At 39.2% G+C, this 15657-nt stretch carries 12 protein-coding genes; all 12 read right to left on the bottom strand.

Annotated elements, in window-relative coordinates; genetic code table 11:
* Window positions 1-13: 13 nt before the first annotated feature.
* The 12 genes from JKP71_RS01390 to hrcA all read right to left on the bottom strand — a co-directional run bounded on the left by JKP71_RS01390 (window position 14) and on the right by hrcA (window position 15397).
* On the bottom strand, window positions 14-997 hold the full coding sequence (locus JKP71_RS01390) for a gluconeogenesis factor YvcK family protein (protein ID WP_200406745.1): 984 nt from the start codon (window positions 995-997) through the stop codon (window positions 14-16).
* Window positions 994-1884: an RNase adapter RapZ gene (gene rapZ / locus JKP71_RS01385; protein WP_075524592.1), complete on the bottom strand. Its 891-nt coding sequence runs from the start codon at window positions 1882-1884 to the stop codon at window positions 994-996. The genes JKP71_RS01390 and rapZ overlap by 4 nt, the downstream gene beginning before the upstream one ends.
* Before the next feature lie 84 nt (window positions 1885-1968).
* Entirely contained in the window at window positions 1969-3345 is a 1377-nt protein-coding gene (locus JKP71_RS01380; RefSeq protein WP_200406744.1) for an RsmF rRNA methyltransferase first C-terminal domain-containing protein, read from the bottom strand.
* Window positions 3346-3399: 54 nt separating this feature from the next.
* Window positions 3400-4845 (bottom strand): cardiolipin synthase, encoded by a 1446-nt coding sequence (gene cls / locus JKP71_RS01375; protein ID WP_075524590.1) that lies wholly within the window; start codon window positions 4843-4845, stop codon window positions 3400-3402.
* A gap of 172 nt (window positions 4846-5017) precedes the next feature.
* Entirely contained in the window at window positions 5018-6943 is a 1926-nt protein-coding gene (locus JKP71_RS01370) for a PTS fructose transporter subunit IIABC (RefSeq protein ID WP_200406743.1), read from the bottom strand.
* A complete protein-coding gene (gene pfkB / locus JKP71_RS01365) occupies window positions 6943-7860 on the bottom strand; it encodes a 1-phosphofructokinase (RefSeq protein ID WP_200406742.1) in 918 nt (305 codons plus the stop codon). The genes JKP71_RS01370 and pfkB overlap by 1 nt, the downstream gene beginning before the upstream one ends.
* Window positions 7861-7906: 46 nt before the next feature.
* A complete protein-coding gene (locus JKP71_RS01360; RefSeq protein ID WP_075524587.1) occupies window positions 7907-8605 on the bottom strand; it encodes a DeoR/GlpR family DNA-binding transcription regulator in 699 nt (232 codons plus the stop codon).
* Window positions 8606-8724: 119 nt separating this feature from the next.
* Entirely contained in the window at window positions 8725-9873 is a 1149-nt protein-coding gene (locus JKP71_RS01355; RefSeq protein WP_200406888.1) for an amidohydrolase, read from the bottom strand.
* 68 nt (window positions 9874-9941) lie between these two features.
* The gene (locus JKP71_RS01350; protein ID WP_200406741.1) at window positions 9942-11705 is read right to left on the bottom strand and encodes an oleate hydratase; all 1764 of its coding nucleotides are present in this window, start codon (window positions 11703-11705) and stop codon (window positions 9942-9944) included.
* A 185-nt stretch (window positions 11706-11890) separates the two neighbouring features.
* Entirely contained in the window at window positions 11891-13717 is a 1827-nt protein-coding gene (gene dnaK, locus JKP71_RS01345; RefSeq protein WP_075524585.1) for a molecular chaperone DnaK, read from the bottom strand.
* A 67-nt stretch (window positions 13718-13784) separates the two neighbouring features.
* Window positions 13785-14324, bottom strand: coding sequence for a nucleotide exchange factor GrpE (grpE, locus tag JKP71_RS01340; protein ID WP_075524584.1), 540 nt, complete (start codon window positions 14322-14324; stop codon window positions 13785-13787).
* A gap of 29 nt (window positions 14325-14353) precedes the next feature.
* Window positions 14354-15397 (bottom strand): heat-inducible transcriptional repressor HrcA, encoded by a 1044-nt coding sequence (gene hrcA / locus JKP71_RS01335; RefSeq protein ID WP_075524583.1) that lies wholly within the window; start codon window positions 15395-15397, stop codon window positions 14354-14356.
* Between the last annotated feature and the right edge of the window lie 260 nt (window positions 15398-15657).

The raw sequence follows: 15657 nt of genomic DNA, 5'->3' as shown, positions 1-15657 counted from the left end.
TTTAGGACCCGCTTCACAGCTTAACCTCTTTACTTTGAGATAAGGCTACAATTTCACGAGCTACAGCTGCACCATCATGAAAGGCTCCCCCATCTCTTAACTCCAAAAAATTATTGGAGATAATATTGACTCCTTCTTCCTGTAAAGCCTTGAAATCATGGTCAACCTGTACCAAATACTCATCAAATTTATTCGTATTCATATAAGCTTCTGGTACTTCTTCAATATTAACTAGGACGGTATCAATGACTTTTGTTCCAATATGTTCATGAAGAACCCGTACATGATCAGCATCACTAAAGTGTTCCGTTTCTCCACGTTGAGTCATGATATTGCAGACATAGACAATCTTTGCAGATGTTTTCCAAAGGGCCTCACAAATTTCAGGGATGACAATATTGGGTAAGATAGAGGTAAAAAGTGAACCTGGCCCTAAAACAATAGTGTCAGCCTCCATAATTGATTTCACAACATTTCTTGAAGCAATCGGAGACGCACCAGAACTTGTCTGGGTTAGGTAAACATGATCAATCAAGCTCTTATAACCCGCAATATGACTTTCCCCTGCTACTTCATGTCCGTCTTTGAAGACGGCATGCAGGGTTAACGCTGCATCAGAGGACGGATAAATTTTCCCATCCACGTGGAAAAATTGGGCGAGTGTTTGAATCGCACGATAAGTGGAGCCTTGCATTTCAGATACTGCAGCAATGATGAGATTACCCAGAGGATGTCCTGCAAGTTCACCATCGGACTTGTCAAAACGATATTGTAAGATATCAGCATAAAACTTAGGCATATCTGACATGGCAATCAGGACATTACGTAAGTCTCCTGGGGGTGCAATACTCACTGCAGAACGTATCCGCCCTGAAGACCCCCCATCATCAGCTACTGTAACAATTGCAGTTAAATCAACTTTTTCTTTTCGGAGCGCTCTTAAAACAACAGGTATACCTGTTCCTCCGCCAATAACAACAACTTTTGGTTTACTCATGAGCGATTTACCGTTTCCTTTCTCCGATCTTTATCTCGATGACTTGTATTAACATGCCAATCTTTTTGGAGCATTTTAGAAACACGTTCAGCAAAAGCTACAGAGCGGTGTTGGCCACCGGTACAACCGAAGGCGATTGTCAATACTGACTTTCCTTCTTTTTTATAAGCAGGCAAAATTGGAACAAGCATTTTCATCAGATTTTGATAAAAAGCTTCTGATTGAGGGTGCTCCATTACATAATCATAAACTTCTTGATCCGTTCCATTTTTATCGCGCAGTTCTGAAATATAATGAGGATTTGGTAAAAATCGTACATCAAAGACTAAATCTGCATCCAAAGGCAATCCATATTTAAAACCAAAAGACATGATTTCAATTCTAAAATTGGATTCAGTATTCCCAGAGAAATTTTGTAAAATCTGAGCGCGCAGATTACGCGGTGTCAACTCACTAGTATCAATGACCACTTCTGCTAAATTTTTCAAATCTGCTAAAATTTCCCGCTCTTTAGTAATACCATCAAGCGTGCGGCCATCAATCGCTAAGGGATGACTACGACGTGTTTCTTTATAACGAGACACTAATTCGCTATCGTTGGCATCTAAAAAGAGTAATTTAAAATTAACACTTACATTATCTGTCAGCTCGGTAACAATACTTTGAATGTGATCAAAGAAAGCGCGTGACCGCATATCCACGACCATCGCCACTTTGTCAATTTTACTATCTGGCGTCTTGAGTAATTCGACAAACTTTTCAATTAATGTTGGGGGCATATTATCAACTGTAAAATAACCCATGTCTTCAAAAGACTGAATGGCTACAGTTTTTCCAGCTCCAGACATCCCTGTAATGATGACAATGTTTAATTTAGTGTTCTCCATTTTGAGCTCCTCTCAAATATCCATTTGTTTGAACTAACACATTCATTTTTTTCTGACCAGTTTGAAAGTAAATTTCCAGAAGTTTTAGGAAATAAACCTCAAGCCTTTAGGAAAGTAATTTTTGATGATTCCATTTACATTTTTAGCAAAACCAAGTCCATTACCTCCCACCGTTAATTGCACCCAACCTTTACTGACCGCCTTGTCAGTAGCAAAAGTTGCGCCAGAAACATAGTTTTGAAACTGTTCCTCAGAAATTTCCAAGCTTGTCGTGACTTCTGCTGGTTTTAAGGCCATACCCAAAGCCAAGGAGGGCTCAAATCTTTTTTTCTTGAAGACCCCTAGGTGTAAACCATTACGCGCTATTTTTAATGAAGATAAGTCTGGCAGGCCATCAGGTAAAAGATACAACTGATCACCGAAGACTTGCAAAATACCAGCTGACAGCTCTGTCAGTAGATAACGATGAGAAAAATCTTTCCAAAGTTGAACTTGTTCTCTAGTCAAATTAGATTTTCCTGATTTTACTTTCAGAGTTTCTAACTTTTTACCTGTGTCCACAAGATGAGCAACAAATTGGCCTTCCCCACGAAAACGATGTGGCCAACATCGGACAACCTCCGGCATATTAAGTCCTGCTTGTAAACCATTTGTTTTAGGGATGTCCTGCAAAGCTAGCTCAGGATAATTTTCTAAGATCCATCTTATGTTTGCTTCATTTTCCTCTGGTGCCCATGTGCAGGTCGAATAGATCAAATGACCACCTGGCGCCAACATTTTGAGGGCTTCTGTGATAATTTCCCGTTGTAATTCCGCACATTCAGCAGGATAATTTTCAGTCCAATATTGTATGGCCGAAGGGTTCTTTCGAAACATGCCTTCGCCAGAACAAGGTGCATCAAGAACAATTAAATCAAAGTAGGCAGGGAAAACACGCGCCAAACGCTCTGGCTGTTCGTTTAACACAATCGTATTGCGCGATCCAAAACGTTCGCTGTTTTCAACAAGTATTTTGCTACGTTTATTAGAAATCTCATTCGATACTAAGATTCCTGTATTTTCTAAAAAACTGACGAGATGTGTAGACTTACCACCTGGGGCTGCACATAAATCGAGCACCCGCATGCCCTTTTTGGGTGCTGCCACTTCGCCCACAACTTGGGCAGCAGGTTCTTGAGAATAGATTAGACCTGTCACATGCTCAATGGATTTCCCAGAGATTTTACCATAATAACCAAAGTGCTGCTTTGGAATTTTTTCAAACTTACTGACAGAGCCGTCAGTAGATTTTGGAGGGCCGATCAATAAATCTTTCGCCACTCTAAAACGTTCGTCAAGCTCTTTTAAAGGGTTGACGCGAAAAGCAGTTTGAACAGGTTGGTCAAAACTTGCGTGAAAAGCTGCAAATTCTTCCCCTAAAATCTTTTTATATTTTTCTAAAAATTCTACTGGTAAATCCATACAATCCTCATTTTAGTTTTATATCTTTAGATTGTCCTCAGCAATCTTTTTTTGTTAAAGCATTGGCGCGATGAGTCGTGCCAATCCTTCTTTGAAACGGACTATTTTTGAACGCTGCTCGTACCGCTCAAGCGTAAGCGCACGACTCAACTTCAAATCTTTAATAAAATCGTTACGCAGTTTTTGAGCAATGTCATAATTATAGATAACAACATTTGCTTCAAAGCACAGTTGGAGACTCCGATAGTCTAGATTTGCCGACCCAACAGAGGCGTATTCTCCATCAATAATCAACGTTTTAGAATGAACAAATCCATTCTCATACGTATAAACTTTTGCACCATACTTTACCAAATCCGCTGCATGGAAATAAGTCGCCCAATAGACAAGCGGATGGTCTGGTTTATTAGGAATCATCATTTTTACCTGAACGCCCGACAAAAGCGCAAGTTTCAAAGACTCATGCAATGCATCCGATGGAATATAGTAAGGCGTTTGGATGACAATTTCACGCTCCGCTCCTGAAATCATTTTCATGTAAGTCAGTTTGATCTGCTCTTTATCTTCATCGGGTCCAGAAGTTACCAACTGAGTGGCCACATGGCCTTGAGAAATCGCATCTGGGAAATAAGGCTCTCCCTGCGTAATTTCAAAATGATGTTGCGAGTTCCAATCCAAAATAAAGCGATGCTGCAAGCTATAAACAATATCTCCTGTCAAGCGTAAATGGTTGTCTCTCCAGTAACCGAATTTTTTTGTAACCGAAGCGTATTCGTTTCCCACATTAAATCCGCCAGTGTATCCAATCACACCATCAATCACGACAATTTTTCGGTGTAAGCGATAATTAGTTCGTGGATTGATTAAAGGTAAAATTAAAGGAAAGAATTGAGCCACGCGCCCTCCCAATTCTTCTAATTCTTTAAATTTGGACATTTTAGTTTGATTAGAACCCCAAGCATCAATCAAAAGTTTGACCTCCACCCCGCGTTTGCGTGCTTCAATTAGGGCCTCATAGATTTCTTGTCCAACGTCATCCATCCGAAAAATATAATATTCCATGTGGATGTGATATTTAGCACGATTGATGTCTTCAATCAGTGCATCAAACTTTTCACGCCCATCATTAAAAATTTTAACAGCAGTATTAGTAGAAATAATGGACTTTTCTTCCACATATAACATATTAATCAATTGACCAATGACAGGATTCTTACGCATCATATCAAGAAAAGCACGATCTGAATAGGCCCTCCTCGCATGACTATGTTGTTTTTCAAAACCAATTTGAAATCTTTTGCGGTCTTTAAAAATTCGGTAATGCGAAATTCCACGTCCGATCAATAAATATAATATAAATCCTAAAATGGGCAGTACATTAACGACAAATAACCATGACCAAGTTGATGATGTGGACTTTCTTTCCCTAAAAATAATCACAAACGATAACATAATATTGAGAAGAAAAATCATCAACTCAAATATTGCAATAAAATTCATATAATCTACTCCTACCCCCAGTTTACCTCTATTATTATAACAAAAAGTTGACCTTTTCTGTCATTCCTCTTCACTTTTGCTTAAAGACCACTTCTCAGCACCTTTTTCTCTTAAACTTCCTACAAAAAAAAGCGGATTTAACCGCTCCTTTTTTTGTAGCAATACATCTTGCTTATTTTGCTTTTTTCAATGCTCCAAAGAGAACTCCAGAGATAACAGCCCCAACTAAGATAAAGAGAAGATAAAGTAGAGGATTAGTAGAGAGTGCGATTGTGAAGATTCCACCATGTGGTGCCATCAACTTAATACCTGCTGCTCCAACTAAACCTCCAGCCACTGCTGCTCCAACGAAGAAAGAAGGAATTGCACGTCCTGGGTCACCAGCTCCAAAAGGAATTGAACCTTCTGTAATGAAAGAAAGTCCCATTACAATATTTGTCAAACCAGCATTACGTTCTTCTTTTGTAAATTTATTTTTGAATAATAAAACTGCTACGGTTGTCGCAAGTGGAGGAACCATCCCACCAGCCATTACACAGGCCATAACGATTGAACCACCCGTTGATAATGCAGCTGAGGTCAACGTCCCTGTACCAAAGATGTAAGCCGCTTTATTGATAGGTCCACCAAGGTCGATAGCCATCATACCACCAACAACGATACCAAGAATCAAGGCCGATGCGCCGGACAAACTTGTCAAGAAATTAGATAAACCTGTATTAATCCAAGCCATTGGAATGTTGACAAAAAGCATCAAGAAACCAGTAATAAAGACTCCAAGCAATGGGAAAAGTAAGATAGCTTTAATACCTTCGAGTGAAGCCGGCATTTTCTTAAACCATTTACGTAATAAAAGGATCACTCCTCCGGCTAAGAAACCACCAACCAAGGCACCAAGGAAACCTGATGGAATGTATTTATCAGCATTGGTGTGCGCAAAACCTTGGAAAGAAATCCCAATTTGTGCCATGTAACCCGCTACAAAACCTGCGACCAGCCCTGGTTTATCAGCAATAGATTGGGCGATAAATCCAGCAAGGACAGGAAGCATGAAGTTAAAGGCTGCACCACCAATCGTCTTAAAATAATAAGCAATTGGATGATAGACCCCTAGTTGGGAAAGTTGACTTTGAGGGACGCCCATCAGTTGGTCAATGAGGAAAGCCAAGGCTATCATAATCCCACCACCAACGACGAATGGTAACATTGCAGAAACCCCACCCATCAAGTGTTTATAGAATTTTTGTCCCATCGTTTGTTGAGAAGAGGAGCTTTGAGCAGAAGTATTTTCTGAACCGTCCCCTTTATAAATCGGTGCTTTACCCGATAAAGCTTCATCAATCAGGTGTTCCGTTTCACGAATGGCATGAGCGACTGGCACTTGTACCATCTGTTTACCAGCAAAGCGATTCATTTCAACTTTTTTATCAGCTGCGACAATTACTGCATCAGCTTTTTTAATATCTTCATCAGTTAATTTATTATCAATACCACGGGCACCATTGGTTTCGACTTTAATACCAACGCCCATTTCCAGCGCTTGTTTCTTGAGTGCTTCTTCAGCCATATAAGTATGGGCAATCCCTGTTGTACAAGCTGTTACTGCGACAATATAATGTTCAGCATTTTCAACGGTTTGAACTTCTTCTTGTTTTTCAGAAAAAAGTTCAATGACTTGCCGTGGGTACTCTACTTTACGAAGACGGTCTTGGAAACCATCTTTCAAGAGATAAGTAGACAGTTGCGCCAAGGCTTCCAAGTGAGTGTCGTTTGCTCCATCAGGTGCTGCAATCATAAAGAAAAGATTGACTGGTTGTCCATCTAACGCTGCATAATCAACTCCTGTTTTTGATTTTGCAAATAACACAACAGGTTCATTAACTGCGATATTTTTACTATGCGGCATAGCAATCCCATCACCAAGTCCCGTTGATGTTTGGGCCTCACGCTTCATGATTCCTGCTTTGAATGTATCAAAATCACTGACATAACCTTCTGATACTAATTTGTTGACCATTTCATCAATAGCAGCTTCTTTGCTGTTAGCTTTCAGGTCAAGAATCATAACCTCTGTTTTTAATAGATCTTTAATTTCCATTAGTCCACCTCTGAAATATTTACTTTTTGATAGATTTCATCCAAGAATGATTTGGTAGGCATATCCTCTGAAAATGCCTTTGCTGTACCACACGCAATTGCCTGCTTAAATGCTTGAAACGCGTCTTTAGTCTTGCTATATTCAGCCAAGAATCCAGCAACAGTAGAATCGCCAGCCCCGATTGAATTTTTTAACTCGCCTTTAATTCCTGCTGCGAAATAAGTTTTTTCTGGAGTAAAAAGATATGCACCATCTCCTGCCATAGAAACAATGACTTGCTGTGCTCCCATCTCAAGTAACTTTTTACCATATGGGATAATCTGATCATTTCGTTCAAATTTGACATTGAAGATGCCTTCTAATTCTTCACGATTTGGTTTGATAAGGAGCGGATGATCTGATAAGGTCTCTAATAATTTATGGCCATCCACGTCCATGACGAAGGTCGCTTGATGTTCTTTGACTTTTTGAATGAGTCTTTGATAAAAATCTTCACCCAATGTTTTAGGAATTGTTCCAGCAAACACCACGATATCATCGGCTTTCAAAACCTCGAATTTGTCAATAAAGGCCTGTATCTCCTTTTCTTGGAGTTGAGGTCCCGCAGCATCCAAGCTTGTTTCATCTTTGAGCGTCTGGAGCTTTACATTAATTCTAGTTAAGTCTTGAATAGCTGTAAAATCAGAATGAACCTTATTTTCTGTAAGAAAATCTTTTATGTATTGTCCAGAAAAACCTCCGAGAAAGCCCCAAGCTGTGTTATCAGCTTTTAAAAGACTCATCATGCGACTTTCCATTATTCCTTTGCCTCCGGCAGAAACCTGTGTTTGGCTTGTTCGATTGACTGCGCCACTTTCAATTTCTTCATAAGTCATGAAGTAATCGAGTGCAGGGTTAAGGGTTACTGTGTAAATCATATTTCTCCTTTTATTTGATAAGTTATGAACTCATCAGTAATTCTATCTATTTTTCACTAATCAGATGGACCTCATCAGTTTCGGCAAATTTAACAAAACTCATCTGACCGATTTTGGAAGCATCTGCTAAAACATAGGCACTTTGACTCTGTTTTACAGCCAAAGCTTTAATCGCTGCTTCTTCATGGTCGGGAGTCATTGCTCCATGATTTTCATCAAAAGCATTAGCTCCAAGAAATGCTGCATTGAATTGATAATGTGAAAGCTGCTCTAATGCCTGACTTCCAATAATTGCATCCGTAACTTTTTTGACACGTCCTCCTAAAAGATAAACAATGAGGCGCTCATCAGTTAATTTTGTAAGATGGGTTACTGAATTCGTGACAACAGTCAGATAAAGATGTGACTGACTGATTAATTCTGCAAGAAGGCCTGTCGTCGTTCCCGCATCCAGAAAAATAATATCCCCATCCTTGATTTTGGATAAGGCTTGTTGTGCAATTTTTGTTTTTTCTTGAATGTTTTTGGAAGTTTTTTCAGATATACTCAATTCTCCAGAAAGGTTTTGGGTAAGTTCAGCTCCTCCATGCACCCTTCGGAGACGCTTCTCTTTTTCTAATTCATTTAAGTCCCTTCGAAGCGTTGAGATAGAGCCTTCGATCACGGGCAATAATTCTTCAATTGTTGCGCGCTTTTTGATTTTGAGATAATCAATAATTTTTCTTTTGCGTTCACTCGCTAACATTTCCATCTCCTGAATTCGTTTACAAAAGATATTATAGCACCTTTTTCTTTCAAAATCAATCACAAACTATCATTTTCTTTCAAAAAACACCAAAAAAAATAAAGCTAACATAAATAGCTTTATCCCTCAGATGTTTTTTCAAGTGTTCGCAATAGAGACAACGCAGAATGAACATAATATTTTACCGCTGTAGCTAAAGTTTCATCTTTTATTGTCATCTCTGGAAAATGAAGACCGGGCGCTTCTGGAGCATTCGAGCCAATAAAAGCAAAAACGGAAGGGGCTTGTGTTCGGTAATGCGCAAAATCTTCACCTGCACTGGACGGTTCAGTTGATGCAATAGGGCCATACCACCCTGCCAAACTTTCTCGAACAATGGCAGTTAAATTGGGATCATTGAAAGTAAGTTCAGCATCCATAAGCCAAGCAACTTCTGCACTAAGTCCCACTGTTTTCGCTGTGAGCTCGGCTATTTCAACAAAACGTTTCTTGATCAGTTGTCGACTCTCACTGTCAAAACTACGTATCGTTCCTTCAAAATAGCCCTCATCAGGCAAAACATTCCAAGTATTACCAACATCGATATGCGTAACTGATACCACCGCAGCATGTAAAGGCGAGAGGTTACGTGCGACAATTTGTTGAAGATTTTGAACGATGGTACTTATGCCAAGAACAACATCAGTCCCCTCTTGAGGATAGGCGGCGTGGCTCCCACTTCCACGCACCACCACCCGAAACCGATCGACTGCCGCCATCATTGCTCCTTCTTTTAGTCGGATCTCTCCCGCTTGTAGAGTAGGCATATTGTGATAGCCGACAAAAGCTTGTACATCATTAACTAAACCACTTTTTAGAACTTGTAAAGCTCCTTGCCCAATTTCTTCTGCAGGTTGAAAGATGAGCTTAATCGTCCCCTTAAATCTCTCTTTTTTAAAAAGTTTTGCGGCTCCTAGAAGACTCGTCATATGCAAATCATGTCCACAAGCGTGCATTCTCCCTTTGTATTTAGAAGCATAAGGCAGTTCAGTTTTTTCGAGAATGGGCAAGGCATCTATATCCGCACGTAAAGCAATGACAGGCCGGCCTGAACCAATCTGCGCGACTACCCCCGTTTTCAGAGCTCCTTCTAGTATTTCAATATCCCATTGCTTAAGTTTTTCTCGGATAAAATGTGTCGTTTGAAACTCTTTTTCTGAAATCTCAGGATGTGCATGAAGATATCGACGCATTTCTATGAGTTCTTGTTCAAATTTTTTATCAATTATCATAGTGCTATTCTATCAAAAATAACGAAAGACTCGCCTTCGTTATTTGCATTGAGGTCATTTAGTTTTTAAATCAAGCCTGCATCTTCTAGTATTTCTTCAAGATAAGTGCCCTTGATTTTTTTCAAACCATAATGAAGTGCTTGTTTTTTCACAAATGGTAGCTCCATATCTGACAACTTTTGACGATCTGAAAGGTAGTAGACGGAATTTGCTAAGGCACGTAAGTCATAAGCTGAAGCATAGACTTCAGGAACACCACGTTCTACATTTAGTAATTGATATACTGCTTCCATCGCTGTACGAACGGAATATTCAGTAGTAAAAACTGTATCACGTTGCGTTTCTGCAAAATTCCCTATAAAAGCTAAGTTCACGGACCCGTTAGGGATGACCAGTGGGCGATCCCCAGGTTCACGGAGCATGAAATAGGAAGTGATAAAGGGCATATAAACAGGGATAGTATTTGTGTTATTTTTGACGAAATCATCAATTTCTTCTTCGGGCATTCCTAAGTGATAAAGTAATTCTTGTGTGATTTCCTCACCTGTACAATCCTCAATTGGTTTTTTGATATAGTTTCCAGGTGTATTTGAAAGAAGGCCATAGACCCAAGTTACAGTTTCTTGGTCCTTTTGTTCTTTAAAATGAGGTTGGCGATGAGTGGTAAAAGAGAGCAACCAATTAGAATCTTTTACAGTAATAATTCCCCCAGTGACTACCTTACCTGAGCGCAGCTGACGATGCGTAAGTTTTTCAAAGTAAGGTTGTATTTTTAAGTTCTTCCAAGTCACCGTTGCTGATACTACCCAGGACGCTTTTGGTAAGTTCTGACAAAAAACATCCGGATGACCAAAGTCTTCAGATTGCTTAGCTAGATTTCGCCAAAGTTTCCAAGAACCTCCTAATTCCGTAGTTTTAGGAGCAGGCATTGTAGCTGTACCTTGGGTTGAACTTTCGGTAATAGAACCGTTTGTCACAAAAACGAAATCGTCTTCTGTCAGTTTAATGACAGAGCTGTCAGCAAATAACAAAGCCCTTGCAACCTTTTTTCCTGCTCTGATATCAACTTCCACATTTTCCACTTGGGCCCCATACTTAAAATCAACATGATGTGCTTTCAAGTAAGCAACCAAGGGTTTAACCAGAGACTCATACTGGTTATACTTGGTGAATTTGAGCGCGCTGAAATCAGGAAGTCCTTTAATATGATGGATAAAGCGCATAATATAGCGGCGCATCTCGATAGCTGAGTGCCATTTTTCAAAAGCAAACATCGAGCACCAATAGAGCCAAAAATTAGATTCAAAAAATTCTTCTGTAAAACAATCTTCAATAGTTTGCCCGACGAGCAACTCTTCTTTGGTCATGAATAAATGAACAATTTCTTCTTGAGCTTTTGGACTTAGAGTAAACTTACCATCATCTTCCACTCGCTCACCGCGTTGATGGATAATCCGACAGTTGGAAGAATTAGGGTCATCAAGGTCTAAACGGTAAAATTCATCCAAAACGGACGCATTGTCCACTTCCAATGAAGGAATCGATCGAAATAAATCCCAAAGGCATTCAAAATGATTTTCCATTTCTCTTCCACCGCGCACGACAAAGCCATCATGAGGGATAAATGAGCCATCTAAAGACCCACCTGATAAAGGAAGTTCCTCCAAAATATGAATGTTTTCCCCTTTCATTTGCCCATCACGTAGTAAGAAAGTTGCTGCCGCAAGCCCTGCCAAACCTGCACCCACAATATAAGCTGATTTTTTATCGACATGTTCTGGTTTTCTTGGACGTACGAACGCCTCATAATTTCCATTAGTGTAACGCATTATTCTCTCCTCCTTTTCTTAATTAATTTCATGATAATACAAGAAGAAAACGATTGCAAATTTAGCAATCGTTTTTTGTACACTCTGTCTATTTGTGTCTAACTTCACTGACAGAGCTGTCAGTAAAACTTAAGAAGTTTAACACAAAAAAAGCACTGACAAAATCGTCAGTGCTTTTAAAAATATTATTTGCTTTCTTCAGTGAAGTCACCATCAAATGTATTATCATCTTTTGGTCCTTCTTGCGCATCAGTTGCTTGTCCAGCTTCACCTTGAGCCGCATTGGCTTGTTCATAAAGTTTCACAGCAAGGTTTTGAGCGATTTCAGAAAGGGCTTCTGATTTAGCTTTGATATCAGCAATATCTTCACCTTCAAGCGCTTTTTTGAGTTCTTCTTTAGCGTCTTCAGCTTTTTTAACTTCAGCTTCGTCAACTTTTCCTTCAAGTTCTTTCAAAGTTTTTTCAGTTTGGAAGACTAAAGCATCAGCTTCGTTACGTGTATCAACTTCTTCTTTACGTTTTGCATCAGCATCAGCATTTGCTTCAGCATCTTTCATCATTTTATCAATTTCTTCATCAGAAAGACCTGAATTTGATTTGATAACAATTGTTTGTTCTTTTTGTGTACCAAGGTCTTTAGCTTTAACAGAAACAATACCATTTTTATCAATATCAAATGTTACTTCAATTTGTGGAACACCACGTGGTGCTGCAGGAATGTCTGTCAATTGGAAGCGACCCAAAGTTTTGTTATCCGCTGCCATTGGACGTTCACCTTGAAGCACATGAATATCTACAGCAGGTTGATTGTCAGCAGCAGTTGAGAAGACTTGTGATTTAGAAGTTGGGATAGTTGTGTTACGGTCAATCAATTTAGTGAAGACCCCACCCATTGTTTCAATACCAAGTGAAAGTGGTGTAACGTCAAGAAGAACAACATCTTTAACGTCACCAGTAATCACACCACCTTGAATTGCTGCACCCATGGCAACAACTTCATCTGGGTTAACAGATTTGTTTGGTTCTTTTCCAGTTTCTTTACGGACAAGTTCAACAACAGCAGGGATACGAGTTGAACCACCAACCAAGAGCACTTCGTCAATATCAGAAGTTGACAAACCAGCGTCAGACAAAGCTTGGCGAACGGGTTGACGTGTAGCTTCAACAAGATCATGGGTCAATTCATCAAATTTAGCACGAGTCAAAGCCATTTCCAAGTGAAGCGGTCCACTAGCACCCGCTGTGATGAATGGCAAGCTGATTTGAGTTGTTGTTACACCTGAAAGGTCTTTTTTCGCTTTTTCAGCGGCATCTTTCAAGCGTTGCAAAGCCATTTTATCTTGGGCAAGGTCAATTCCGTTTTCTTTCTTGAATTCGGCAACCATCCAGTCGATGATTTTTTGGTCAAAATCATCACCACCGAGTTTGTTGTTACCAGCAGTGGCAAGAACGTCAAATACACCATCACCAAGTTCAAGAATTGAAACGTCGAATGTACCACCACCAAGGTCAAATACAAGAATCTTTTCGTCTTTATCTGTTTTATCAAGACCGTAAGCAAGAGCTGCTGCTGTTGGTTCATTAACGATACGTTCTACTTCCAGACCAGCAATTTTACCAGCATCTTTAGTGGCTTGACGTTGCGCATCATTGAAGTATGCAGGTACAGTAATAACCGCTTTTTCTACTTTTTCTCCAAGATAGCTTTCGGCTGTAGCTTTCAAGTTTTGAAGAATCATTGCTGAAATTTCTTGTGGTGTGTACTCTTTACCATTTGCAGAAACTTTTTCAGATGTTCCCATTTTTGATTTAATAGAAATAATTGTTTCTGGGTTAGTTACTGCTTGACGTTTTGCAGCGTCACCGACAATGATTTCACCATTTTTGAAAGCTACAACTGAAGGTGTTGTACGATTTCCTTCTGGATTTGGAATAATTTTTGATTCAGTTCCTTCAAGAACTGCTACTGCTGAGTTTGTTGTACCAAGGTCAATACCGATAATTTTAGACATATTTATATCTCCTTTTCTTATTACTTATGGATAGTTTAACGACTTTGCGGTCATTTTATTTTTTATTTTATTGTGCAACGACAACCATTGCTGGACGAAGTAAACGTTCGTGAAGTTGATAACCTTTTTGGAAAACTTGCACGATTGTATCAGCCGGATGTTCATCATCCGCTGGGACAGTTTGAACAGCCATGTGAAGATTATGGTCGAAACTTTCATAAGAAACTTCTTCAACACCTTCTTCTTTAAGGGCTGAAATTAAACTTTCTTGGACCATTTCAAGGCCTTTTTTGACATCCTCTGTCAAACCTTCAACAGCGAGTGCACGTTCAAGGTTATCAAGGGAAGCCAATATTTTTTTAGCTAAATCTTGAGAACGGTACTTGATAAGTTGGAGACGTTCTTCATTTGCACGACGTTGTACATTTTGCATTTCCGCAGAAACCCGGAGGAATTTATTTTCCCACTCATCCGCAAGCTTTTGCGCTGCTTCAACTTCAGAAATTTCATCCTCAACAATATCTTCAAGCGCTTCTTCAGTCAATTCTTCTGTGACTTGTTCCTCCGCTTGTTCATTTTTAATCTCTTCTTTTGCTTCTTCGGACATACGCCCTCCTTTTTTAAATAACTTTTTTATCATTTACTAATTTCATAATGGTTACCATCAAGGTAACGATAATAGTCGCTTAATTTCATCGTGATTACTTTCGCAACCAAATCAAGTGTTGAAAGCGTTCGTTGATAATCCATCTCAACTGGTCCAACTACTGTTAATGTTCCCAAACCACGGTAAGGTATGACAAATTTTTGCGATATAATCGTTAGATTTTTCATATACTTTTCATCATTTTCGAACTTAACGGCACGCATTTCGTCGTTGTTAGTAAGCTCTCTAATCTCTTGCAACATTCTTTGATCATCGCTAAATAATTTATAAAGCTCACCTAAATTATCTGTCGCATAATCAAAAATGTTTTTACGACCTGCAACCGTTAAATGCTCAACGAACAGGTCAGAAAAGATTGATTCAAATAATCCAAGAACTTCGCTGGTAACTTTAAAATAGCGTTGCACAATCTGAGGTATCTCTGTTCGTAAGATATAATGGATATCAATTACTTTTTTACCCACCATCCGCTCTTTGACGAGATTGGTAAACACGCCAATGTCAGCTTCGGTCATCGATTTTGGAAGTATAAACTGATTCGTTCTCACTTCACCTGTCCCCAAAGTAATGACGGCAAGGACAGAATGACTGTCCAACATGACCATTTCAAAGGATACTAACTCTTGATCTTTTTGCGGAACGTTGAGTACAAAACTTGTTAAACCCGTAAGTTCGGATAAAATTTTTGCACCTGTTTCAAATAGATCAGTTAATCGATATAACTCCCCATCAAAGGCTTTCATTACTTTGAAAAGATCATTTTGACTAAACTGGTCTAGCTTAATGACGTTTTCTACAAAGTACTTATAACCTGACACACTCGGAACACGTCCACTGGAGGAATGTTCTTTTTGAATCAGTCCTAAATTTTCCAATGCCTTCATATCATTTCTGATGGTTGCACTAGATGCTTGAATACTGTCAAGCAATGATTTTGAACCAATAGGAGTATGATCTTTTGCATAAAGAGAAACGATCAGATTTAAGATTTGTCTTTGACGTTCTGTAATCATTGACGACTCCTTTCGCTCCTAACATAAGGAACATTAACATCTGGACAACAAAAGGATAAAGCATTTCGTTGTAGCCTCTTTTATCACTTAGCACTCTAAAGCTCTAAGTGCTAACAAATTTATTATAACCCTTTGGGAAGTCCTTGTCAAGGAAAAAGTCATAAAAATTAGCACTCTTTTGATAAGAGTGCTAATTTATCTTTTATAAGAGCTTCAAAACCTTGGAGTTATGCCAAATATTCATCAAAGCGATAATTAGA

It is taken from the genome of Lactococcus taiwanensis, assembly GCF_014905395.1.
In the GTDB taxonomy this organism is placed as follows: Bacteria; Bacillota; Bacilli; order Lactobacillales; family Streptococcaceae; genus Lactococcus; species Lactococcus taiwanensis.
This window is presented reverse-complemented; position numbering and strand designations above follow the sequence as displayed.

Bases quoted from the DNA above. Each gene is read 5' to 3' on its own strand.
- JKP71_RS01390 (WP_200406745.1), bottom strand. From the start codon at position 997: ATGAGTAAACCAAAAGTTGTTGTTATTGGCGGAGGAACAGGTATACCT.
- rapZ (WP_075524592.1), bottom strand. From the start codon at position 1,884: ATGGAGAACACTAAATTAAACATTGTCATCATTACAGGGATGTCTGGA.
- JKP71_RS01380 (WP_200406744.1), bottom strand. From the start codon at position 3,345: ATGGATTTACCAGTAGAATTTTTAGAAAAATATAAAAAGATTTTAGGG.
- cls (WP_075524590.1), bottom strand. From the start codon at position 4,845: ATGAATTTTATTGCAATATTTGAGTTGATGATTTTTCTTCTCAATATT.
- JKP71_RS01370 (WP_200406743.1), bottom strand. From the start codon at position 6,943: ATGGAAATTAAAGATCTATTAAAAACAGAGGTTATGATTCTTGACCTG.
- pfkB (WP_200406742.1), bottom strand. From the start codon at position 7,860: ATGATTTACACAGTAACCCTTAACCCTGCACTCGATTACTTCATGACT.
- JKP71_RS01360 (WP_075524587.1), bottom strand. From the start codon at position 8,605: ATGTTAGCGAGTGAACGCAAAAGAAAAATTATTGATTATCTCAAAATC.
- JKP71_RS01350 (WP_200406741.1), bottom strand. From the start codon at position 11,705: ATGCGTTACACTAATGGAAATTATGAGGCGTTCGTACGTCCAAGAAAA.
- dnaK (WP_075524585.1), bottom strand. From the start codon at position 13,717: ATGTCTAAAATTATCGGTATTGACCTTGGTACAACAAACTCAGCAGTA.
- grpE (WP_075524584.1), bottom strand. From the start codon at position 14,324: ATGTCCGAAGAAGCAAAAGAAGAGATTAAAAATGAACAAGCGGAGGAA.
- hrcA (WP_075524583.1), bottom strand. From the start codon at position 15,397: ATGATTACAGAACGTCAAAGACAAATCTTAAATCTGATCGTTTCTCTT.